This is a genomic window from Amycolatopsis sp. M39, assembly GCF_001651785.1.
Classification (GTDB): domain Bacteria; phylum Actinomycetota; class Actinomycetes; order Mycobacteriales; family Pseudonocardiaceae; genus Amycolatopsis; species Amycolatopsis rubida.
Map to the genome: position 1 here is coordinate 173,976 of NZ_LWSF01000024.1, position 22,686 is coordinate 196,661.

Annotated in this window: 20 protein-coding genes and 1 pseudogene; 15 read left to right on the forward strand and 6 right to left on the reverse strand. The window is 71.2% G+C overall.

What is annotated here, in order from left to right; all coding sequences use genetic code 11:
• Window positions 1-2 precede the first annotated feature (2 nt).
• Entirely contained in the window at window positions 3-836 is an 834-nt protein-coding gene (locus A4R44_RS35585; RefSeq protein WP_067590722.1) for an alpha/beta hydrolase family protein, read from the forward strand.
• Between the two features lie 96 nt (window positions 837-932).
• Here the strand turns inward: A4R44_RS35585 and A4R44_RS49510 are convergent, their stop codons facing one another.
• From A4R44_RS49510 to A4R44_RS35600, 3 genes are all read right to left on the reverse strand, one after another.
• Entirely contained in the window at window positions 933-1,838 is a 906-nt protein-coding gene (locus A4R44_RS49510; protein WP_067590724.1) for a pentapeptide repeat-containing protein, read from the reverse strand.
• Between the two features lie 77 nt (window positions 1,839-1,915).
• Window positions 1,916-4,933: a hypothetical protein gene (locus A4R44_RS49515; protein WP_161269410.1), complete on the reverse strand. Its 3,018-nt coding sequence runs from the start codon at window positions 4,931-4,933 to the stop codon at window positions 1,916-1,918.
• Between the two features lie 266 nt (window positions 4,934-5,199).
• A complete protein-coding gene (locus A4R44_RS35600; protein ID WP_067590728.1) occupies window positions 5,200-6,234 on the reverse strand; it encodes a TRM11 family methyltransferase in 1,035 nt (344 codons plus the stop codon).
• Between the two features lie 25 nt (window positions 6,235-6,259).
• Here A4R44_RS35600 and A4R44_RS35605 point away from each other — a divergent pair.
• Window positions 6,260-7,259 (forward strand): annotated as a pseudogene (locus tag A4R44_RS35605) (bifunctional oligoribonuclease/PAP phosphatase NrnA).
• A 180-nt stretch (window positions 7,260-7,439) separates the two neighbouring features.
• On the opposite strand, the gene A4R44_RS35610 reads toward A4R44_RS35605, so the two are convergent.
• Window positions 7,440-8,009 carry a TetR/AcrR family transcriptional regulator gene (locus A4R44_RS35610; protein ID WP_067590731.1) on the reverse strand — a complete coding sequence of 190 codons (570 nt, stop codon included), beginning with the start codon at window positions 8,007-8,009 and terminating at the stop codon, window positions 7,440-7,442.
• Between the two features lie 302 nt (window positions 8,010-8,311).
• Between A4R44_RS35610 and A4R44_RS35615 the strand changes: the two genes are divergently transcribed.
• From A4R44_RS35615 to A4R44_RS35670, 12 genes are all read left to right on the forward strand, one after another.
• Window positions 8,312-9,649: an MATE family efflux transporter gene (locus tag A4R44_RS35615; RefSeq protein ID WP_067590734.1), complete on the forward strand. Its 1,338-nt coding sequence runs from the start codon at window positions 8,312-8,314 to the stop codon at window positions 9,647-9,649.
• Window positions 9,650-9,706: 57 nt separating this feature from the next.
• Window positions 9,707-10,528 carry a PhzF family phenazine biosynthesis protein gene (locus tag A4R44_RS35620; RefSeq protein ID WP_067590737.1) on the forward strand — a complete coding sequence of 274 codons (822 nt, stop codon included), beginning with the start codon at window positions 9,707-9,709 and terminating at the stop codon, window positions 10,526-10,528.
• 112 nt (window positions 10,529-10,640) lie between these two features.
• Window positions 10,641-11,957 (forward strand): nitrate/nitrite transporter, encoded by a 1,317-nt coding sequence (locus tag A4R44_RS35625; protein ID WP_067590739.1) that lies wholly within the window; start codon window positions 10,641-10,643, stop codon window positions 11,955-11,957.
• A gap of 232 nt (window positions 11,958-12,189) precedes the next feature.
• On the forward strand, window positions 12,190-13,110 hold the full coding sequence (gene truB / locus A4R44_RS35630; protein WP_093573663.1) for a tRNA pseudouridine(55) synthase TruB: 921 nt from the start codon (window positions 12,190-12,192) through the stop codon (window positions 13,108-13,110).
• A 42-nt stretch (window positions 13,111-13,152) separates the two neighbouring features.
• A complete protein-coding gene (locus tag A4R44_RS35635) occupies window positions 13,153-14,118 on the forward strand; it encodes a bifunctional riboflavin kinase/FAD synthetase (RefSeq protein ID WP_093573664.1) in 966 nt (321 codons plus the stop codon).
• Window positions 14,119-14,276: 158 nt separating this feature from the next.
• Window positions 14,277-14,753 (forward strand): helix-turn-helix transcriptional regulator, encoded by a 477-nt coding sequence (locus tag A4R44_RS35640; protein WP_067590753.1) that lies wholly within the window; start codon window positions 14,277-14,279, stop codon window positions 14,751-14,753.
• A 3-nt stretch (window positions 14,754-14,756) separates the two neighbouring features.
• A complete protein-coding gene (gene thpR / locus A4R44_RS35645; RefSeq protein WP_067590757.1) occupies window positions 14,757-15,233 on the forward strand; it encodes an RNA 2',3'-cyclic phosphodiesterase in 477 nt (158 codons plus the stop codon).
• A 164-nt stretch (window positions 15,234-15,397) separates the two neighbouring features.
• Complete coding sequence (gene rpsO, locus A4R44_RS35650; RefSeq protein WP_037812514.1) at window positions 15,398-15,667, forward strand: 30S ribosomal protein S15; 270 nt, start codon at window positions 15,398-15,400, stop codon at window positions 15,665-15,667.
• 240 nt (window positions 15,668-15,907) lie between these two features.
• A complete protein-coding gene (locus A4R44_RS35655) occupies window positions 15,908-18,163 on the forward strand; it encodes a polyribonucleotide nucleotidyltransferase (protein WP_067590760.1) in 2,256 nt (751 codons plus the stop codon).
• 176 nt (window positions 18,164-18,339) lie between these two features.
• Window positions 18,340-19,704, forward strand: coding sequence for a pitrilysin family protein (locus tag A4R44_RS35660; RefSeq protein ID WP_067590763.1), 1,365 nt, complete (start codon window positions 18,340-18,342; stop codon window positions 19,702-19,704).
• Entirely contained in the window at window positions 19,701-20,450 is a 750-nt protein-coding gene (gene dapB, locus A4R44_RS35665) for a 4-hydroxy-tetrahydrodipicolinate reductase (protein WP_067590766.1), read from the forward strand. The genes A4R44_RS35660 and dapB overlap by 4 nt, the downstream gene beginning before the upstream one ends.
• Window positions 20,447-20,896, forward strand: coding sequence for a tetratricopeptide repeat protein (locus tag A4R44_RS35670; protein WP_067590769.1), 450 nt, complete (start codon window positions 20,447-20,449; stop codon window positions 20,894-20,896). Before dapB ends, A4R44_RS35670 begins: the two co-directional genes overlap by 4 nt.
• Before the next feature lie 77 nt (window positions 20,897-20,973).
• On the opposite strand, the gene A4R44_RS35675 is transcribed toward A4R44_RS35670, so the two are convergent.
• Window positions 20,974-21,489 (reverse strand): hypothetical protein, encoded by a 516-nt coding sequence (locus tag A4R44_RS35675; RefSeq protein WP_067590772.1) that lies wholly within the window; start codon window positions 21,487-21,489, stop codon window positions 20,974-20,976.
• Window positions 21,490-21,641: 152 nt separating this feature from the next.
• Between A4R44_RS35675 and A4R44_RS35680 the strand changes: the two genes are divergently transcribed.
• Complete coding sequence (locus A4R44_RS35680; RefSeq protein ID WP_198545560.1) at window positions 21,642-22,118, forward strand: GtrA family protein; 477 nt, start codon at window positions 21,642-21,644, stop codon at window positions 22,116-22,118.
• On the opposite strand, the gene A4R44_RS35685 is transcribed toward A4R44_RS35680, so the two are convergent.
• The gene (locus A4R44_RS35685; protein ID WP_067590775.1) at window positions 22,108-22,662 is read right to left on the reverse strand and encodes a GNAT family N-acetyltransferase; all 555 of its coding nucleotides are present in this window, start codon (window positions 22,660-22,662) and stop codon (window positions 22,108-22,110) included. The two genes, A4R44_RS35680 and A4R44_RS35685, sit on opposite strands and share 11 nt — an antisense overlap.
• Window positions 22,663-22,686: the final 24 nt, after the last annotated feature.

Sequence of the window (22,686 nt, forward strand, 5' to 3'; positions counted from 1 at the left end):
CGATGCGGTCAAAGCCCGGTGTCACGCGACGCGGTCTGCTGTTCGGCAGTGCCGCGGCGCTCGTCTCCGCCTGCACCGGGCGCTCCGCCCCGGTGGCTGCGCCGACCCCGGCTGCCCCGGCCTCCAGCCCGTCGTCCCTGAAGGCGTCCATCACGATCCACCGCAGGCACTCCGCGGCCCGCGGCCGGGATGTCGACGTGGTGCTCATGACGCCCGACGGCGTCCCGAGCACCGGCCTGCCGGTCTGCGTCGCACTGCACGGCCGCGGGTCGAACGCCCGCACGTTCCTGGACCTGGGCCTGCCCGCGGCCCTCACCGCCGCGGTCCGGTCCGGCATCCCGTCGTTCGCGGTCGCCGCGGTCGACGGCAGCCACTACTGGATGCCCGACGGCGACGACGACCCGCACCGCATGCTCACCGACGAACTCCCCGGCTGGCTGTCCGAGTCGGGTCTCCGCCCGATGACCGGACTTCTCGGCATCTCCATGGGCGGCTTCGGAGCACTGAACCTCGCCCGCCACCGCCGCGACGTGACGGCGGTGGCCACCTGCAGCGCGGCCCTGTTCCGCACCTGGCCGGAAGCCCGGTCCCGGCACATCTTCGCGTCCCAGAACGACTGGACGGCCGCCGAACCGCTGCGGCACGCGGACGAACTCCCGACCCGCGGCCTCGGCGTGTGGTGCGGCGACCGGGATCCGTTCCTGGCGGCCAACCGGAAGCTGATCGCCGGCGCCGGCCCGGAGGTCTCGCGGATCACGCCGGGGGAGCACACTTCGGAGTACTGGCGGGGAGTCCTGCCGGAGGTCCTGCGGTTCCTCGGGCCGCGGCTGGCGTAGCGGGATCGCCGGTTCGGGTAGCCGGGGTTGTGTAGGCAATTGGTAACACGGCTACTTGCCGGTGTGGACAGCGATCGAGCGCCGGGAGCCGGCGCGCTACCCGGCAGCCGGTTCCGGCGGCAGCTTCGTGGTGGCGTCGGTGACGGCCAGCCGAAGCGCGTCCCGGTTGAGCCCGCGCACCGATCCGAGGTCGACGCCGACGAGCACGGCGTGCGCGAACGCCGCGCCGGATACGTCGGCGCGGGCCAGGATCGCCCCGGTCAGGTCGGCATTGCTGAGGTCGGCGTCCGACAGGACGGCCTCGGTCAGATCGGTGCCGCGGAGACTGGCACGGGTCAGCACCGCGCCGCGCAGGTTCGCCCGACGGCAGCTGGCCCGATCGAGCGCCGCGGTGGGCAACTTCGCCCCTGCCAGCTCCGCCGAGGTCAGGATCGCCCCCGTGAAATCGGCGCAGTCGAGCCGCGCCTCGGCAAAGTCCGCGTCGGTCAACTTCGCCGCGGCGAAGTTCGCGTGACGAAGGTCGGTCAGCCTCAGCTCGGCGCCGGGCAGTTGCACGCGGACGAGATCGAGCCGTGCTCCCTGGGGAGGAGGATGAGTGCGCAGCGCCCGCAGTGCGACTCTGACGTCCAGCGGGAGCGGTTGTCCCGTTCCGCCGTGACTGCGCAGGAAGTCCGTAAGCGTTTCGACAACCCGGGCCCGGTCGCGAGGAGAATCCTCGTACATTCTTTCCAACGTCCGGACCCCGCCTGCTCGCGTCGAAGCGCGCTCGGAGCCGAGGTGGCCGATCGCCGTGGCGTAGATATCGGTGACCTGCTTGTCGCGGTCGAGGAGAAGTTTCCGGACCGCCGCCCACGCCGGGACGCTGATGCCGAGCGGGGCGAGAAAGCCGGCTATCTGGCCGCGAATGCCGCTCAGGGCAGCGGCCCGCTCGGCGACCGCGAGGCGTGCGACGTCGGCACCGCCGACCCAGGACGCGAACGGCCCGAGCAGGAACCACAGCACGGCGACAGCCCCGGCCGCTGCGGCCCCGGCAACGGCTAACGTCCGGAGGCGGCGGCGAATCGGGAGCCGCGCCCCCCTCACCGCCCGGCCTCGCGGGAGTCCGGAACAGACCAGCCTCCCGCGATTTCCCCACGCGGATCGAGCCCGTACTTGCGGAACTGTTTGTGGTTCCAGTCCGGGCTTTCCGAGGACGCGAGGTAGTGTTCGATGCGTCTGCGCGCCCGCGGATGACCGTAGGCCAGTGCGGTGCAGTAGAGGTCGAGCACCCTCCCCGGCTGGCCGGCGTTGCGGCGGAGATCGGCCAGCAGGACATGGCATTCGATGTCGCCGCCGCGGACTCCGCGCTCCGCGAGTTCCCACGCTTTGTCGCGGTTTTTCCGGGCCTTGTCGCGGTTTTCTGGTGCTGTGTCGAGTCTTCCGTGCAAGAGAAAGCCACGGGCGACGCCCGCTGCGGAGCTGAAATCATCGTCCGCGATCTGCTGCTCGATCATCCGCTCCGCTTCGGCCAGGTCTCCCAGCCCGGCAAGAGCCTCCGCCCGAAGGCCGGGCAGCCGGGCCGGTGGACAGGTGCTCGTGGAATCGAGCAGCCGGGCCGCTTCCGCGAAGCTCTGCCGCTTTATCAAGAGGCGCACAGCCCGTTCTCTGGCCAGCACCGATCCCGCGGTGGCTGCTTCGGAGTAGAGGCCGGAAGCCACGACCAGGAGGGTCGACGACGCGAGTTCCACGCCGGATCCGCTCACGGTCGCCCGGTCGGTCCCGTCGGTGCGGACGCTGTCGGCGTCGACGAGCGCGTCGGCGACCCAGAGCAGCGCGTGGTTCCAGGAAACGTCCTCGCGCGTGCGATAAGCCGTGACCAGGTCCTTGGCGTAGACATCTGCGATGTACCGAGCGACCGGAGCCAGCGCGCCGGCGACCAGCGGGGCGGTGCCGACATACCACTTCAGTGCTTGAGCGATCGGCTCGGAATACTCGGAATCCGAGGTTTTCCTGGCCTCCCCGAAGCGGCAGAGCAACAGGGCGATCTCGGCGGGGTCCGGGGCGCCGCCCGCTCGCTGGGCGGTCCGGTAGCAGCCGGCGGCGTCGTCGAACAGACCGTGCCGGGCGGCAGCGAGGGCCGCGGCACCCAGCGCACGGGGTTCGTGTTCGGCTGCCTCGTAGTAGCAGTCGAGTGCTTTCCGCGGACGATCCGAGGCGGAGAAGGCGTCGCCGACGGCGATCAACGGTGCGGCATCGCCGTCGGCCGCGCAGGCGAGGGCGAGTCGCTGTGCGGTCATCAGATCTGTGCTCAGGTTCACCCGCACCGCGGCGGCCATCGCGCCCGGGACGTTGTATTGTCGCGCCGTCGCGACCCAGTCGAGCGCGTCTTCCACTTGGCCGGCCGAAGCCAGCACCTGAGCGCCGAGGAGATAGGCGTCGTGCCGGCCGTGCTCGGTCGCTTTCGCCGAGAGCATCCTGACCGCGGCTTCGGGGCCGGCCGCGTCGACCGTCAGGTCCGTGATCATCGGCAGCAGGTCGAGCCCGGTGCGTTCGCCCAGCTCGCTCAGGTAGCTGACCGCTTCGTCGAGCTGCGCCTGCCGACACTGCCGGTCCTCGGCTCGCTCCTTCGGCGTCAGCGGGACCCGGCGAGGCCGTTGCCGGGGGGAGTCCTCCCGGGACGCGATGCCCTCGGCCACGACCGCCGCCGAATGCAGATCTCCCTTCTCGGCGAGCCGCTGATGAATAGCCAGCGCTTTGCGCGGCCGCTTGAGCTGGGTGTGCGCTACCGCGACCAGTACCTCGGCGGAACGGTTTCCTTCGGCGGCGCGCGGGCCGAGCCAGTCGAGGACGTCTTTGGGCCGTTTGGCGGCGAAAAGTATCCTGGCTCCTTCGCGGACGGCGTCCTCGACGCGGTCCGGATCGACGCTGGTCCGCGCGATTGTTTCGTACTGGCTGATCGCGTCGTCGATCCGGCCGGCCCTGGCCAGCATCGCGGCGAGTTCGGCGCGTGCGCGCGGGCATCCGTTCTCAGCCGCTCTGGAGAAGAAGTGAGCGCTCAATTCCAGCAGATGGCGTTTTTCGCATTCTTTCGCCAGGGCGCGGCAGTTTTCAGGATCTGCTCTCTCGCGCAGCACCGGCCACACCAGCTCGTTCGGCAGGACCAGCTTCGCCGCCCCGGTCACGAAATGCCGCTCGAGCGAGGGGGCGAGGCAGTACGAGTCCGCCGTCTCGCCGGATTTCCGGATCAGGATCGCGGCCCCGCCGGGTACCTGCTCAGTCACCTCGCTCAACGCTTCGGCGAACCACTCGGCTGAATCGGGCGCGCGGCTTCCGAGAAAAGCTTGCGCGCCCTGACGCAGGACGTCGCGCGGAAACCATCGGCCGTGTCCGGCGTGCAGTGCCGCGATCAGGAAGTCCAGCAGCGCGCGAGATTCCGGGCCCGCGTCGCGGTACCGTGCGCGAAGTTCCGGTTCGGCGACGAGAGTCTGGATCACGCGGCCGTCCGGTGCGCTCGCCGCTGCTTCGGCCAGCCTCGGTTCAGGGGAATCGCGCGCCTTGCCGAGTTCGGTCTTGGTAAAGGACTCGTCCACCCGGATGACGGTTCCCTGCCGCGGGAGCAGCTGGACGTTGGGACGGTGCAGGCCCGGCGGTGTCCGGCCGGACGGCGCGTTGAGCGTTTTCCAGCTCTCGCGGGTCAGGGTGATCAGGATCAGGCAGGGGGCGCGGGTTTCGTCGCCGAGGAGATTGCGCAGACAGCGGGCGACCCGGTCGTCGAGTTCGCTGTCGCCGGACAAGAGGCACCGCTCGGCGGCCGGAAGCCACACCACCGTCCGGGGAGACAGGCCGCTCTCGTTCGCCAGCAGCTCTTCCGGCGTGCAGGGGCTGAGTCCTGGCCAGATCTTCCAGTGGCGGAGGAGGAATGACCCGTCGTCGTTCGCGCGGATCGCCTCCCACAACGCACGTTTCTTCCCCGTCGCCGGATCGCCGACCAGGATGGCCATCCGGCTCGTCCCGCCCGCGGCCGCCGCGATGACGGGTTCCAGCTCCGCGTCGTGTTTGCGCGGGAAGTAGATCGTCGTTTCCGGCACCGTGCGGCCGTGCCGGCCGTCGTCGCTCAAGGGAAAGATTCCGAGCTGATCCGGAGTGCGGGTCGCCAGGTCGGCCGTGGGTATGGAGAGCGGGGCCGGGGTGGGGTGCGCTGTGGTGTCCATCTCTCGCCCGAGCCTGCCGGACCTGGCCGCGGCCGCGCCACTCCCGTCCCGTGCTTTCGGTGAACGGTCAGCTCCGGGGGTTCAATGAGCGGCGAAATTCGCTCGCGCCGAATCCTCGTTCACTCATTTCGGTGAACAATTCTTGCGCGCGGTAACGCTATTCCGCGATCGATTCAGGCCGGTTTTCCCGCCACCACGAGATCCCGCACGATCGCCTGGTCCACCCGGTGCGCCAGCTCCTCGTACGGCCCGCCCGACCGCACCGCCAGCCCCGCCCGTTCCAGGACCGCCACCAGGTCCTCCCGCGGCAGCACATGCGTGTTCCACGAGATCCCGAGCGCCCCGCCCGGCCGCAGCACCCGGTTCCACACCGGGATCGCCGCGGCGAGGAGGTCGCGCGGGCTGCGGGCCAGACCGGTTTCGCGGTGGCTGCCATGCTGCACGCCGTACGGCGCGTCGGTCACGATCAGGTCCGCCGACGCCGGGCGGAGGACCTCGTCGGTGGTCAGGGTGTCCGCGTTCAGGTAGCTGAGCCGCCGGGTGCGGCCTGCCTTGTAGTCGTCCTTGTCGAACGCGTACTCGATGTCCAGCCGGCGGCCGAGGCGGACCTTGTTGCGGCGCAGCTGCCCGGACTCCGCGGTGTGTTTCACCCGCTTCGTGCGCAGCCACGTCTTCACGAACTGTTCGTACGCCTCGAAATCGCGCGCGTCGACGTCGAGGCCAGTGGCGTCGAAGCCGTACATCACGGCCTGGTTCAGCGTCGTCCCGCGGCCGCACAGCGGGTCGAGCACGTGCAGTTCGCGGTCCGGCCAGTCCGCGGGCCGCGAGGTCGCCAGCAGGGTGAGATTGAGCAGCAGTTTCGTGAACTGCTCGTTGGTCTTGCCCGGGTACTTCTGGATGGTCAGCAGGTCGGAGTCCGCCTTCGCCAGCGGATGCACGGCGACCGGCCGCAGCACGCCGTCGCCCAGTTCGAACAGGGCGTACAGCGAGGACAGGTTCGACAGCAACGCCAGGTCGCGCTCGCCGAGCGGGGCCGCGCAGGCGAATTTCACGTACCCGACCCCGCCGAGTTCGATCTCTTCGATCGCCGACACCTCGGCGGAAAGAGCGGTGCCGAAGGCCGCCAGTTCGGCGCGCAGCAGCGCCGGCGACGAGGCGGCGTACACGCGGTTGGCGGAAGGCAGAACGAGGATCACGTACTCAGGCATCCCGCAGAGCGTAGCGTGACACTTTGTGACAGCTTCCCTGGTACAGGACATCGAGGCCGCCGCCGCAGTGCTGGCCCGGGCCACCGACGTGACGCTGCTCGGACACGTCCGCCCCGACGCGGACGCCCTCGGCAGCGCGCTGGCCCTCGGCCACGTGCTGCATCGCCGCGGCGCGCGCGTGCGAGTCGCCTTCGGCGAGCCGGACGAGGCCCCCGAAACACTGGCCTGGCTCGACGTCGACGGCCTGATCACTCCCGTCGACGCCCTCCCTCCGGCGGACGGCCTGCTGGTCGCGCTGGACACCCCGGCCCTGGCCCGCCTGGGCAGGCTCGCCCCGCGGGTCGCCGCGGTCCGCGACGCGGGCGGTTCGGTCCTGGTCGTCGATCACCACGCGACCAACGCCCGCTACGGCACCCACCACGTCGTGGACGACACCGCCGAAGCGACGGCGATCCTGGTCACGCGGATCGTCGAGGCGATGGGGGCCGAACTGGACGCGGCCGCCGCGCGCTGCCTGTACGCCGGGGTGGTCACCGATACCAGCGGCTTCCGGCGGGNCGCACCGGATCGCCGCCCGCCTCCTGGAAGCCGGAGCCGACCCGGGCGAGGTGGCCCGCCGAATCGTCGACGACCACCCGTTCGCGTGGCTGCCGATGCTGTCGACGGTCCTGTCGGAGGCCCGTCTGGAACCCGAAGGGGCGCAAGGATTCGGCTTCGTCCACACGGTAGTGCGCGCGGCCGCCGCGGCGACGGTGCGGCTCGAAGAGGTGGAGTCGGTGATCGACGTGGTGCGCGCTACCCGGGAGGCCGGCGTCGCAGCGGTGCTGAAGGAAGCCGGGCCCGGTCCAGTGTGGACGGTCTCGCTGCGCTCGGCCGGCGACATCGACGTGTCCGCGGCCGCCGCGGAGTTCGGCGGGGGAGGCCACCGGATGGCGGCGGGATGCACGGCGGAGGGTCCGGCGGAGGAGGTGCTGGACCGGCTGCGGGAGGCGCTGGGGAGGGCGCCGCTGTTGCGGGCTTCCTGACCGGGCCGGGCGGTGCGCGGCCCGGTCCCGGCGGATGAGCGCGGGACTTGGGCGGAGTTCGGCGGGAGCGGCGGGATTGGCGGGATTGGCGAAGCCGCGTCCGGAAGCTTCGCCGGTGCGCCCGCGTGATCGCCGGGGCCGCATCGCCGCCGTGCTGCTGACCGGAGCCTTCGCGCCTGGTCACACCGGCCGACGCAGCCCGTCCAGCACGAGGGTGATGAGATCGTCGGCCTCGGCCCGCCAACGAGGACGGTCATGGGCCGCGCCGATGCCGTGCAGCGCCATCAGCACGGCACCGGCGTCCACGTCGTCGCGAACGGTGCCGTCCTCTGCCGCGGCGGCCACCAGGTCGGTGACCGCCTGCTCAAGCGCTTGGCTGCCTCCGGCGAGGGCGTTCGAGCGTTCGGCCATCAGCGTGGCCAGCGTCCGGGCCAGGCCCTCGTGGGCGTCGATGTGGTCGACCATGCCGCGCAGGAAGGTCGCCAGCGCCTCCGCCGGGGGCAGCGTGGCCCGCAGCTGGCGGGCGCGATCGCACAGCGCGGCGACTTCCCCGTGGTAGACCGCCTCGGCCAGCGCCTCCCGGGTGGGGAAGTGGCGGTACAGCGTGCCGGTGCCCACTCCGGCCAGGCTGGCGAAGTCGTCGAAGCGCAGGTCGAAGAATTCGCCGGCGTCGAAGATCTCCCGTGCCTTGGCGACCAGGAGGTCGCGGTTGCGCTGGGCGTCGGCCCGCAGCGGCTTGCCCGCGGTCATGCGCGGCCCTCCCGTCGGCAAGTGGAGATTGTCTCCACTTCGATCGTACCGCACGAGGTGCGGCGCGAAGATCTCGCTGCCCGGCCGCCGCTGGGCTTGCTGTCCGATCCGGTGTCCGCCCGAGGCCGCCCGCGGCTGGCTGGCCGCCCGTGCCGGATCACGCCACAGTGGACTTCCGCCTCTCAAGATCAGCCTGCTTCCCTTGCCGCATAAGCGAATCCCGTACCCCGATCGCTCGCCTCCGGCTGTCCTCGCGGTCCGGGCCGCCGGAATTGTCGGTCCCGGTGGCTACTCTCATTCCCGTGTCCGAAAACGCCACGACCACCGCCGTAAGCGGTGACCGCATCCCGCCCCGCCGAGTGTTCGGCCTCGCCGTGCCCGCGCTCGGCGTGCTCGCCGCCGAGCCGCTCTACGTGCTGGTCGACACCGCCGTCGTCGGCCATCTCGGGGCGTTGCCGCTCGCCGGCCTCGCGCTGGGCGGCGTGGTGTTGTCGCAGGTCTCCACGCAGCTCACCTTCCTGTCCTACGGCACCACCTCGCGCACCGCGCGGCTGCACGGCGCGGGCAGGCGCGCCGACGCGGTCAGCGAAGGCGTGCAGGCCACCTGGCTGGGCGTGCTGGTTGGGCTGGTGCTGCTGGCGGCGGGGCAGTTGCTGGCCGGGCCGATCGCCCGCGCGCTCTCGGGCAGCGACGAGATCGCCGCGGCGGCCGTGTCGTGGCTGCGGATCGCGTTGTTCGGCGCGCCGCTGATCCTCATCACGATGGCGGGCAACGGCTGGATGCGCGGCGTGCAGGACGCCACCCGTCCGCTGCGCTATGTGCTGGCGGGCAACGGAATCTCCGCCGTCCTGTGCCCGGTGCTGGTGTACGCCGCCGGTCTCGGGCTGGAGGGGTCGGCGATCGCGAACGTCGTCGCACAGGTCGTGTCCGCGTCGATGTTCGTCGCGGCGCTGGTACGGGAAAAGGCGCCGTTGCGGCCGGATTTCCCGGTGATGCGGGCGCAGCTGGGTCTCGGCCGCGACCTGGTGCTGCGCAGTTTCGCGTTCCAGGCGTGCTTCGTGTCGGCCGCCGCGGTGGCCGCGCGCACTTCGACCGAGGCGGTCGGGGCGCACCAGGTGGTCCTGCAGCTCTGGACGTTCCTGTCCCTGGTGCTCGATTCGGTCGCGATCGCCGCGCAGTCGCTCGTCGGCGCGGCGCTCGGTGCCGGAGCGGCGCGGCAGGCACGCGGAGTGGCCACGCAGATCACCGGATACGGCCTGGTTTTCGGCTGTTTCCTCGGCGTGCTGTTCGCGGCGTTGTGGAGCGTCCTGCCGCACGCGTTCACGTCCGATCCGGGAGTGCTCGGCGAAATCCCGCACGCCTGGTGGTTCTTCGTGGCGCTGCAACCGATCGCGGGCGTGGTGTTCGCGCTCGACGGTGTTCTCCTCGGTGCGGGCGATGCCGCCTTCCTCCGCACCGCCACGCTCGTCAGTGCCGGGCTCGGCTTCCTGCCGCTGATCTGGCTGTCGCTGGCGCTGGGCTGGGGGTTGATCGGGATCTGGAGCGGCTTGTCGCTGTTCATGGTGTTCCGGCTGGCGGCCGTGGTGGCGCGGTGGCGGTCCGGGCGGTGGGCCGTGGTCGGCGCGGTGCGGGAGGCGTGATGGCATAACGGCGAAACCCGCTCGCCGCCGGCGCCCGGCGGATGCGAGGGTGGGCACATGCCGAAGTTCACCCAGGTCGACGTCTTCACCGGCGAGCTCACCCGAGGCAACGCGCTCGCTGTGGTGCACGCCGCGGACGAGTTGTCCGACGAGCGGATGGCCGCGTTCGCTCGCTGGACGAACCTCAGCGAGACCACGTTCCTGCTGGAGCCGTCCGACCCGGCCGCCGACTACCGCGTGCGGATCTTCACCCCGCACGGCGAGCTGCCGTTCGCCGGGCATCCGACGCTCGGGTCGGCGCGGGCGTGGCTGGCCGCCGGGGGAGAGCCGAACGCCGGGCATCTCGTGCAGGAATGCGGGGCCGGGCTGGTCCGGGTGCGCCGCGACGGCGGCCGGCTGGCGTTCGCCGCGCCTCCGCTGCGCCGCGGCGGTCCGGTGGACGACGCCGACCTCGCCGCGGTGAAACGCGGCCTGCATCTCGGCGACGCCGACGTCCTCGACGCGCGCTGGGCGGACAACGGCCCCGGCTGGATCGCGCTGCTGCTGCGCGATGCGGCGACCGTCCTCGCGATCGAGCCGGACTTCGGTGCGCTCGGCTCGTACAAGGCGGGCGTCGCCGGTGCGCAGCCGGCCGGATCCGACACGGCTTTCGAGGTCCGCGCGTTCAGCGACGTCGTCGAGGATCCGGTCACCGGCAGCCTCAACGCGGCGCTCGGCCAGTGGCTGATCGGCGACGGCCTCGCGCCCGAGTCGTACGTCGCGGCGCAGGGCACGCGGCTCGGCAGGCGCGGGCGGGTGCACGTCGAACGGGACGGCGACGACGTGTGGGTCGGCGGCGAAACGGTCGTCGGCATCCGGGGCGAAGCGGACCTGTGGTGAAGCACACCCCGGTTACGGCTATGTATCGAGGTTGCTGAGGCGATACAAGTATCGAGGCGGCAGCGTCGTCGTCCTCCGCTGTCCGACGCTCGCCTGATTTCTGGAGGAACTCTTGACGCCCGCCGGCCGCGCCCCTGTCCGGTCCTGGCTCATCTGGCTCACCGCGGTCACGGTGTACCTGCTCGCCGTTTTCCACCGCACCTCCTTCGGCGTCGCCGGGCTGAAGGCAGCCGAACGCTTCGGCGTCGGGTCCGCCGCGCTCGGCATCTTCACCGTCTTGCAGGTCGGCGTATACGCGGCCATGCAGATCCCGACCGGCGTGCTGGTCGACCGCTACGGCCCGCGCCGCGTGCTCACCGCCGCCGTCCTGATCCTCGGCTCCGGGCAGCTGCTGCTCGGACTCGCCGACACCTACGCACTCGGCCTGGTGGCCCGCGGCGTCCTAGGCCTCGGCGACGCACTCACCTTCGTCAGCGTCCTGCGCCTCGTCGCGGCGCATTTCCCGGCGCACCGGTACGCGCTGCTCGCGTCCTTCACCTCCTGCGTCGGCTACCTCGGAAACCTCGCCGCGACAGTCCCGCTCACCCTGCTCCTCGACGGTCCAGGATGGACAGTCACCTTCCTCGCCGTCGGCGCGGTGACGGTGCTCTATTCGGTGCCGGTCGCGCTGCGCGTCCGCGACACTCCCGGCGGCGTGCCGGAACGCGAGCGCGAACCCGTGCGCCCGGCGGAACTGGCCAGGCAGGTCAAACTGGCCTGGCGAACTCCCGGCACCCGGCTGGGATTCTGGGTGCACTTCTCGACGATGTTCGCGCCGAACGTGCTGACCCTGTTGTGGGGCATGCCTTTCCTGGTGCAAGGCGAAGGCCTGCCCGCGGCGACCGCCAGCGCGCTGCTGACCGTCTTCGTGTTCGGCTCCATGGCAGGCGGCCCGCTGCTGGGCGCGGTGATCGGCCGTGCCCCGGCGCTGCGGGTGCCGCTGGTCATCGGCTACCTCGCCGGAGCGGCGATCGTGTGGGCGGTGCTGCTCGGCTGGAACGGCCACGTCCCGGTAGGCGTCCTCGTCCCCGCGTTCGGGTTCCTCACCCTGGGCGGCCCGGCGTCGATGATCGGCTTCGCCATCGCCCGCGACTACAACCGGCTGTCCCGCGTCGGCACCGCGACCGGAGTAGTGAACGTCGGCGGCTTCCTGGCGACCACCGTGACGGCCTTGCTGATCGGCATCCTCCTCCAGGCCACCGGCGGCAACTTCCGGATCGCGCTGCTGGTCGTCGTAGCCGTGCTGGCGGCAGGCGCGTCGCGAATGCTGGTGTGGTGGCGGCGCGCCCGCGCCCACGTGTTCGCCGCGGCGGCCCGCGGGGAAGAAGTCCCGGTCCGGATCCGGCGGCACCGCTGGGACCGCGCCCCGGAAGAGGCCGTGGCCGCCTGACCGCTCCCGCTGCTCGTGAGTGGCTGTGCCGGTTCTAACCGGCACAGCCACTCACGAGCGCCCGTCCGGTGCCCGTCCGGTGCCCGTCCGGCACCAAGCCCTCCCGCCCGCCGCACCTGTCCGGCACCAAGCCCTCCCGCCCGCCGCACCTGTCCGGCACCAAGCCCGCCCGCACCCGCCCCTCCCGAACCAGGCTCCGCCCGCGAATCCCGTCCTAGGTAGGGTTTCCGCCGTGTCCCGCCCGAAAGAACCGCGTCGTCCCGCCCCTCCTCCCGGACTGCTCATCGTCGACAAACCGGCGGGCATGACGTCGCACGACGTGGTCGCGCGGGCGCGGCGGATCATGGGCACCCGCAAGGTCGGCCACGCCGGCACGCTCGACCCGATGGCGACCGGCGTGCTGGTGCTCGGCATCGAGCGCGCCACCAAACTGCTCGGCCACCTCGCCCTCGACCGCAAGACCTACCTCGCCACGCTGTCGCTCGGCCGGTCCACCACCACCGACGACGCCGAAGGCGAACCGCTCTCCGGAACCGATGCCGCGCCGGAAACCCTGGCCGCCGTCGCCGACGAGCAGATCGCCGGCGGCATCGCCGCGCTGACCGGCGACATCCAGCAGGTGCCCAGCGCCGTCTCCGCGGTCAAGATCGACGGCAAGCGCGCTTACGCCCGGGTGCGCGCGGGCGAAGACGTCGTCCTCCCGCCGAGGCCGGTGACCGTGCACCGGTTCGACGTTCTCGGCCTCCGCCGCGAGGACGACCGGATCGAACTCGACGCGATCGTCGAATGCTCGTCCGGCACCTACGTCCGGGCGCTGGCTCGCGACCTCGGCGCCGGACTCGGCGTCGGCGGGCACCTGAAAGCCTTGCGCCGCACCACAGTCGGGCCGTTCACGCTCGCCCGCGCGCGCACGCTCGACCAGCTCGAAGAAAAGCCGGAACTGTCGCTTGACCTCGATGCCGCCGTCGCCGCCGCGTTCCCGCGCCGGGATCTCGACGCCGCCACCGCCAAGGCGGTCCAGTACGGCAGGCGCATTCCGGCCGCCGGAATCACCGGCACGTACGGCCTGTTCGCGCCGGACGGCCACGTGCTCGCGCTGGCCTCCGACGCCGAGGGAGTGACCCGTTCGGTGGTGGTCCTCCTGCCCGCATAGGGTGGGAGGCAAAGGCACCTCGCTCGGGGAGAGTTGACAACAGTGCAGCGGTGGCGTGGGCTCGGGGACCTCCCGGGCGGCTGGGGACGGTGCGTGGTCACCATCGGCGTGTTCGACGGCGTGCACCGCGGGCACCAGGAACTGATCAAGCGCACCGTGGCGACGGCCGCCGAACGCGGCGTGCCCAGCGTGGTGCTCACCTTCGACCCGCATCCGTCCGAGGTGCTGCGCCCGGGCAGCCATCCCGCGCAGCTGACCACCCTGCGGCGCAAGGCCCAGCTGGTCGAGGGGCTCGGCGTGGACGTGTTCTGCGTGCTGCCCTTCACCTTGGAACTGTCCCGGCTCAGCCCGCACGAGTTCGTGCACGAGGTGCTGGTCGACCGGTTGCACGCGGCGGCCGTGCTGGTCGGCGACAACTTCACCTTCGGGGCCAAGGCGGCCGGCAACGTCGCGCTGCTGCGCGAACTCGGCCGCCGCTTCGGGTTCGTCGCCTACGGCGCGGAACTGCAGGGCCGTTCGCTCGACGACGACCGCGGCGCCAACGACATCACCTTCTCCTCGACCTACGTGCGCTCGTGCATCGACGCGGGCGACGTGGTGGCCGCGGCCGACGCGCTCGGCCGCCCGCACCGGCTGGAGGGCATCGTCGTCCGCGGCGACGGACGGGGCCACGACCTCGGCTACCCGACCGCCAACCTGTCCACCGCGCGGTTCGCCGCCGTGCCCGCGGACGGCGTCTACACGGCCTGGTTCACCCGGCTGTCCGACCCGGACCGGCGGCTGCGCGCGGCGGTGTCGGTGGGCACGAACCCGACGTTCTCCGGCCGCGAACGCACCGTCGAGGCGTTCGTGCTGGACGTCGACGAGGACTTCTACGGCCAGCACGTCGCGCTGGACTTCGTCACCCGGTTGCGGGATCAGGCGCGGTTCGGCGGGTCGGCCGATCTCGTCCGGAAGATCGACGAGGACGTGGCCCGGACCAGGGAAGCACTCGGCTCGGACAGCTGAGCGGACCCGGCGCCGGGGCAGGCCGGGCCCGGGGCGAATCGGGCGTTCCGGCCCGCCGGGGGCGTCCGGAGTGGCAAGATGGGCCGGCGGCACCGGGCCGGAGGAGCAAGGTCCCGCGGCCGGAGCCGCCGGACGACACGCTAGGGGAGCGGAGCCAGGTGGAGGACCACAAGATCGTCCAGCGGAACATCGCGCTGCAGCGGGAGTGGTACGGGGAGCCGCTGGGCGATCGGGTGCGCAGGCTGGTCGTGGCCTTCGACGTGTCGCAGGCGTTCCTGGCCGAGGTGCTGGGGATCAGCGCGCCGATGCTGAGCCAGGTGATGAGCGGGCGGCGGGCGAAGATCGGCAATCCGGTCGTGCTGGCCCGGATGATCATGCTCGAACGCAAGATCCTGGTGCCCGAGGTCGCCGCGGGCGACCGCGACGCGATGCAGGCCGCGCTGGAGGACGTGCGCGATTCGCGGCCCACTGTCGGCCGCGACAACATCCCGGTCAACTCGGACGAGAAGATCGTGCTCGCGGGCATCCGGGACACCGCCGAGGACGAGAACCTGGCCGAAGCGGCGAAGCTGCTCGACGAGGACTTCCCGGCGATCGCCGACCTGCTCCGCCGCGCGGGAGCTTCGGGCCAGTAGCCGATGCAGCTGTTCTCCGCGCTGCGCCCGCCCGCCGACGTCGCGGCGGAAGTGGCCGACGCGCTCGGCGCCCGGGACCGGTTGCTGCGCTGGTCCGATCCGGCCGGATGGCACATCACGCTGGCCTTTTACGGCGAGGCGGACCCCGCCGGACGCAGTGCGGTCCTCGACCGGGCGCTGGACGGGCGAAAAGCCGTTGACGTCCAGCTCCGGAGTTCGGGAACATTTCCGGGAGTGCTGTGGCTGGGAGTGGCGGGGGAGGACCTCGCCGCGCTCGCCGCGGCCGCGGGCCCCGACGAGGAGCGCCCCTACCGCCCGCACCTGACACTGGCGCGATGCTCCCGCACGCGACCGCCGACGGCGTGGACGGAACAGCTCGCCGGTTTCCGCAGCCGCGTCTGGACCGCGGACCGGGTCGAGCTGCTGGGCGGCGGCAGCCCGTATCGCACGCTGGCGTCCTGGCCGCTGCGCCGCGCGTGAGCCGATGCCGCCCGGGTAGCCGCACGCGGCTGAAGCCGCAGTTCAACCGGCTGGTAACCTCGGTAATCGGGTCCGGCTGCAGTCCGTGGCGGCCGCGACCGTCTCACCCGGCCGCGTGGCGCGGTGCGGGCCTCACGGCACTAGATGCACAAGGAGCACCACCAGTGGCGCTGTCCACCGATGAGAAGAAGACGATCCTCGCCGAGTACGGGCTGCACGACTCGGACACCGGATCCCCCGAGGCCCAGGTCGCGCTGCTGACCAAGCGGATCATCGGCCTCACCGAACACCTGAAGACCCACAAGCACGACCACCACTCCCGTCGCGGTCTCCTGCTGCTGGTCGGCCGTCGCCGCCGGCTGCTGAACTACACGGAAAAGGTGGACGTGGCGCGGTACCGGGACCTGATCAAGCGTCTCGGCCTGCGCCGATAGCGTGCTGACGAGGGGGAGCGGCTCCGGCCGCTCCCCCTCGCCGCAAGCACACCCCCCCCACACGGCGCGAGCGCGCTGGAGGAACGATCTCGCCGGTCCTCGGTAGTGGTTCCCGGGCAACGGACCCGGGGGCTTCGATCGAAGACCGGCCTCACACCTCCTCAAGCGTCCTCGGGCGAACCGGGTCCCACAGTGGGAGACTCGCGCTGCTGCGATGGAACCAAAGAGGAGATTGACCATATGACCGACTCCACCGGAGTCACCGTGTTCGAAACCGAAGCCGTTCTGGACAACGGCCGGTTCGGCACCCGCACCGTCCGGTTCGAGACCGGCCGGCTCGCCAAGCAGGCCGCCGGCGCCGTCGTCGCGTACCTGGACGAAGAGACCATGCTGCTGTCGGCGACCACGGCGTCGAAGCACCCGAAGGAGCACTTCGACTTCTTCCCGCTGACCGTGGACGTCGAGGAGCGGATGTACGCCGCCGGCCGCATCCCGGGCGCGTTCTTCCGCCGCGAGGGCCGCCCGTCGACCGACGCGATCCTCACCTGCCGCCTGATCGACCGCCCGCTGCGTCCGTCCTTCGCCGACGGCCTGCGCAACGAGATCCAGGTCGTCATCACCGTCCAGAGCCTCAACCCGGACGACCCGTACGACGTGCTGGCGATCAACGCCGCGTCGGCCTCCACCCAGATCGCCGGCCTGCCGTTCTCCGGCCCGGTCGGCGGCGTGCGCGTCGGGCTGATCGAGGGCCAGTGGGTCGCGTTCCCGACCTGGTCGCAGCTGGAGAAGGCCACCTTCAACATGGTGGTCGCGGGACGCATCGTCGGTGACGATGTCGCGATCATGATGGTCGAGGCCGAGGGGACCGAGCACACGCTCGACCTGATCGCCGACGGCGGCACCGCGCCGGACGAGATCACCGTCGCGCAGGGCCTTGAGGCCGCGAAGCCGTTCATCCGCGTGCTGTGCGAGGCGCAGCAACGGCTGGCCGCCGACGCCGCGAAGCCGACCGGCGAGTTCCCGGTGTACCCGGCCTACCAGCCGGACATCTACGAGGCCGTCGCCGCGATCGCGTCCGACGAGCTGGCCAAGGCGCTGCAGATCGCCGGCAAGCAGGANAAGCAGGACCGCGACAAGGCGACCGACGAGGTCAAGGCGGCCGTCCTGGAGAAGCTCGGCCTCGGCGAGGGCGAAGCCTTCGAAGGCCGCGACAAGGAGGTCGGCGGTGCGTTCAAGGCGCTGACCAAGAAGATCATGCGCACCCGCGTCCTCACCGAGAAGATCCGGATGGACGGCCGCGGCCTGACCGACATCCGCCAGCTCTCGGCCGAGGTCGCGGTGATCCCGCGGGCGCACGGCTCGGCGCTGTTCGAGCGCGGCGAGACCCAGATCCTGGGCATCACCACGCTGAACATGCTCCGCATGGAGCAGCAGATCGACTCGCTCTCCCCGGAGACGCACAAGCGCTACCTGCACCACTACAACTTCCCGCCGTTCTCCACCGGCGAGACCGGCCGCGTCGGTTCGCCGAAGCGGCGCGAGATCGGCCACGGCATGCTCGCCGAGCGCGCCCTGGTCCCGGTGCTGCCGAAGCGGGACGAGTTCCCCTACGCGATCCGCCAGGTCTCCGAGGCGCTGGGCTCCAACGGCTCCACCTCGATGGGCTCGGTCTGCGCGTCCACCATGGGCCTGTTCAACGCCGGCGTGCCGCTGAAGGCTCCGGTCGCGGGCATCGCCATGGGCCTGGTGTCCGACGAGGTGGACGGCGAGACGCGCTACGTCGCGCTGACCGACATCCTCGGCGCCGAGGACGCGCTGGGTGACATGGACTTCAAGGTCGCCGGCACGAAGGACATCATCACCGCGCTGCAGCTGGACACCAAGCTGGACGGCATCCCGTCCGAGGTGCTCGCGGCCGCGCTGAAGCAGGCGAAGGACGCTCGCCTCGCCATCCTGGAAGTCATCGCCGAGGCGATCGACGGCCCGGACGAGATGAGCCCGTACGCCCCGCGCGTCACGTCGGTGAAGATCCCGGTCGACAAGATCGGCGAGGTCATCGGGCCGAAGGGCAAGATGATCAACTCGATCACCGAGGAGACCGGCGCCGACATCTCGATCGAGGACGACGGCACGATCTACGTGGGCGCGGCCGACGGCCCGTCGGCGGAGGCGGCGATCGGCAAGATCAACGCCATCGCCAACCCGCAGCTGCCGAAGGTCGGCGAGCGCTTCCTGGGCACCGTGGTGAAGACGGCCGCGTTCGGCGCGTTCGTCTCGCTGCTGCCGGGCAAGGACGGCCTCGTGCACATCTCGAAGCTGGGCAACGGCAAGCGGATCGCGAAGGTCGAGGACGTGGTGAACGTCGGCGACAAGATCCGCGTCGAGATCGCCGACATCGACAACCGCGGCAAGATCAGCCTGATCGTCGTCAAGGAAGAAGACGCGAAGCCCGCCGAAGGCGACGCCGCTCCGGCCGAGACCGCCGAAGCCAAGTAAGGTTCGCCCCGCAGTTCCATCGAGGGCCTCCTGACCCGAACCCGGGCAGGAGGCCCTCGCTGCGACCCAGCCCGCCCCGGCGCTTCGCCGCTCACCCAAGCGAACCGCGGGATCGCCGACTTGACGGCGATCCCGCCGCGACGGCAGAGCCGGCGCACTCAAACACAGAGGTTTCATTGGCACGGCAGGTTTCCGGGCACGAGCAGCCCGTCGGCACCACCCGTACGCTGGAGTCCACTTCGGACGGTGCGGTCGTCAAGCGGAGTGTCCTTCCCGGCGGCCTGCGGGTGATCACCGAGCACGTCCCCGCGTCCCGGTCGGCGACGGTCGGGCTGTGGGTCGGAGTCGGTTCGCGGGACGAGCCGTCGCCGGTCGCGGGCGCGGCGCACTACCTGGAACACTTGCTGTTCAAGGGAACCGCCCACCGCGACGCCACCCGGATCGCGGAAGAGATCGACGCGGTGGGCGGCGAATTCAACGCCTTCACCGCCAAGGAACACACCTGCTACTACGCCCAGGTGCTGGACGCGGATCTGCCGCTGGCGCTCGACCTCGTCACCGACGTGGTCTTCGAAGCGCAGTGCACGGACCGCGACATGGACATGGAGCGCAGCGTCGTCCTCGAAGAGATCGCGATGCGCGACGACGATCCGGAAGACCTGCTGCACGAGGAATTCGTCAGCGCGATCCTCGGCGACCACCCGCTGGGCCGTCCGGTGCTGGGCACGGAAAAGTCCATCACCGAGATGTCGCCGGTCGCGCTGCGCGGCTTTTACCGCCGTCGCTACACCCTGCCGCGGATGGTGCTCGCAGTTGCCGGGAACGTCGACCACGGCCAGGTCCTGCGCCTGGTCAAACGCGCGCTGAAGGACCGCCTCGGCGGCACCGCCACGCCGGTCGCGCCGAGGTCCGGCCGCGCGCGGCTGAAGACGGTGCCGAAGCTGGCGTTGCACCCGGACGACACCGAGCAGGCGCACGTGATGCTCGGCTTCCGCGCGTTGCCGCGGCACGACGAGCGCCGGTTCACCCTGTCGGTGCTCAACGCGGCGCTCGGCGGCGGCATGAGTTCGCGGCTGTTCCAGGAGATCCGCGAGCGCCGGGGCCTGGCGTACCAGGTGTATTCGTCGGTGGCGAGCTACGCCGATCTCGGGCACATGTCGGTGTACGCGGGCTGTCAGCCGGAGCGGCTGGGCCAGGTCGCCGGCGTGATCCGCGAGGTGCTCGACTCGGTCGCCGCGGACGGGCTGTCCGGCGCCGAGGTCGCGCGGGCCAAGGGACAGCTGCGCGGCGGGCTCGTGCTGGGGCTGGAGGACACGTCGTCGCGGATGTCCCGGATCGGCAAGAACGAGCTGAACTACGCCCGGTACCTGGGCGTGGACGACACCATCGCGAGGATCGACGCGGTCACGACCGAAGACGTGTGTGCGCTCGCTCGCACTCTGCTGCGGCGTCCCGGCGGGGTGTCGTCCGCGGCGGTGGTGGGGCCGTACGCTCACGCCGACGACCTGCCGGACGATCTGCACGAGGTGATCGCGTCATGACCGAGTCCCCGATCCGCGTCGGCGTGCTGGGCGCACGCGGCCGCATGGGCGCCACCGTGGTGAAAGCCGTGGATGGCGCCGCGGACCAGGAACTGGTGGCCGCGCTGGACGCGGGCGACGATTTCGCCGCGCTCGAGAACGCGCAGGTGGTCGTGGACTTCACGCACCCGGACGCGGTGATGGACAACCTGCGCTGGCTGATCGCGCACGACCGGCACGCGGTTGTCGGCACCACCGGCTTCAGCGAGGAACGGCTGGCCGAACTGCGCGGGCTGCTGGCGGACAAGCCGTCGGTGGGCGTGCTGATCGCCCCGAACTTCGCGCTGGGCGCGGTGCTGGCGATGCGGTTCGCGGCGCAGGCGGCGAAGTTCTACGCCTCGGCCGAGATCATCGAATTGCACCACAACCGCAAGGCCGACGCCCCGTCCGGCACCGCCGCGCACACCGCGCGGATGATCGCCGCCGCGCGCGCTTCCGCTGGCGTCACGCCCGGCCCGGACGCCACGACGGCCGAATTGGACGGTGCCCGCGGCGCTTCCGTCGAGGACGTCCACGTGCACTCCGTCCGGCTGCCGGGCTTGGTGGCGCACGAGGAAATCCTGTTCGGCGGCGAGGGCGAAACCCTGACCATCCGGCACGATTCGCTGGACCGGACGTCGTTCATGCCGGGCGTGCTGCTCGGCGTGCGCTCGGTGGTGTCGCGACCCGGCCTGACGGTCGGCCTGGAGAACGTGCTCGACCTGTGAAAGCCCGTAATTTCGCGCTGCTGATGACGGCGGCGCTGGTGGTGTACCTGGTCCTGCTGGCGGACCGGGCCGTGGCGCTGCTCGGCACCGGGACGCCGGCCGGGATCGCGCTGGGCATCGGCGTGTTCCTGCTGCCGCTGCTGGGCGTGTGGATCGTCGTGGTGACCTGGCGCTCCGGCATGCAGATCCAGCGGCTGTCCCGGCAACTGGACGCCGAGGGCGGCCTGCCGGACGTGTCGGAGCTGCCGCGCCGCCCGTCCGGCCGCGTGGACCGCGACGCCGCGGACGCGTGGTTCGACGAACGCCGCGCGGAAGTCGAGGCGGACCAGGAAAATTGGCGGCCCTGGTACCGGCTGGCCTACGCGTACGACATCGCAGGCGACCGGCGGCGGGCTCGGGCGACCATGCGCAAGGCGATCGAGCTGGAAGCCGCCGAACGCCAGTAGCGCTGGACAAAGGTCCGTGAGGGGAACTCTGCGGGAAGCAGATTCCCGCAGAGTTCCCCTCATGGACTTCTAGCCGGTTACTGCAGCCAGCCGGCGAACATCGCGGGCGAAGCCGCCAGCAGACTGAACCGCACCCACCGCCCGGCCAGGCCCGCGGCGAGGAACGTCGACAGCCGCATCCGGACCATCCCGGCGAGCACGCTCGTCGCCATGAACGGCGGCAGCCCGACGAGCGAGCTGACCCCGTAGGTGCCGGTCATCCAGTGCGGATGGCGCTGGCAGCGTTCGCGCAGCGCCTCGATCTTGCCTCGGATCACCTTGGTGCGCAGCTGCCAGCGGACCCGCCGCGGCGTCAGCGGGCGTTCGCGGTGCAGCCGGTCGTGCAGGAACTTCGGGAGCCGGATCGAGCCGCGCGCGGCCAGGTAGTACAGCAGTTTCCCGGCGATCTGCCCGGCCGCGACCGCGCCGCCGAGCCACAGCCAGTGCACGCTGTGCTGGCTCGCGCAGAGGCCGATGACGAAGAGCTCGGCATTGACCAGCGGCACGATCGCCGAGCCGAAGGCGACGCCGAGGGTGATGAGCACCCATCCCATTGCGTCACCCCCTCCGTGTCCGTGCTCACTCCAAGCTATCAGCCATCACGAAAAGATCACGGGGGTTAACCCCACTCTTTTCCCTGGCGCCAACCCCAGAAGATCACCTGGCCGACCGGTCTCGGACACCTTCTGCTGCCACTCTCGAACCCGTGCCCGAGGTGCCGATCGCCGACCGTTTCGCCGGGCTGTGCGCCGCCGTCGTGCGCGTGCTGCCGTTCGGCTTGTCCCGGATCGTCGCGCCGAGTTTCCTCGGTTTCGCGGTGATCAACGGCTTCACCTTCGGCGTCGATCTAGTGCTGCTGACGGTGTTCCACGGCGGGCTCAAGTGGCCGGTGTGGCTGTCGATCAGCGTCGCGTACCTGGTCGCGTTCGGGCTGAGTTTCGTGCTCAACCGCGCGCTCAACTTCCGTTCGCACGCGCCGGTGGGCCGCCAGGCGGTGCTGTACGTGGCGGCGATCGCGGTGAACTACGTGGTGTTCCTGCTCGGGCTAGGCGCCGGATTGGCCGCGCTGGGCGTCGAGTACCACCTGTCGCGGCTGATCGCCGGGGCGGGCGAGGGCGTGTTCATGTACTCGGTGATGCGCTGGGTGGTGTTCGCGAAGCGCGAAGAGCCGGTCAGTGCGTGAGTTCTAGTTCCAGTGTGCCGGTGAGCCGGACCTCGCGCAGCGTGCCGCGGCCGGTGTCGAGGGTGCGGACGGTGCCGTCGGGGGACCAGCCGGTGCGACGGTAGAAGCCGAGGGTCGCGTGGTCGGACTGCGCGACCCAGGTGATGCCGCGGCTGAGCCCGTTCGCGCGCAGGTCGGCGGCGGCGGTCGCGAGCAGTCGCCCCGCGTGCCCGCGACGGCCCCAGCGCGGCTCGACCACCAGCGACGCGATCAGGCCGGGAGCGTCCTCGGGCGCGGACCCGTCGGCCGCGGCGGCTTCGTCCCGCGGGGCCGGGCCCGCGACGCAGTAGCCGACCGTGAACGAGCCCTCGGCGGCCAGGTAGACGCGGGAATCGGGGTACTCGATCGTCTCCGCCCAGGTGCCTTCGAGGTCGGCCCGGTCGAGGTCGTCGATGGCTTCGTCGCCCAGCAGACCGGCGTAGGCGGCTCGCCAGGTCAGCCGCTGGATGCGGGCGATCTCCGCGGCGTCGGACGGGTTCGCGGGACGGACTTCGGCGGCACTCACGCGGGCAATGTACCGAAACTGTCG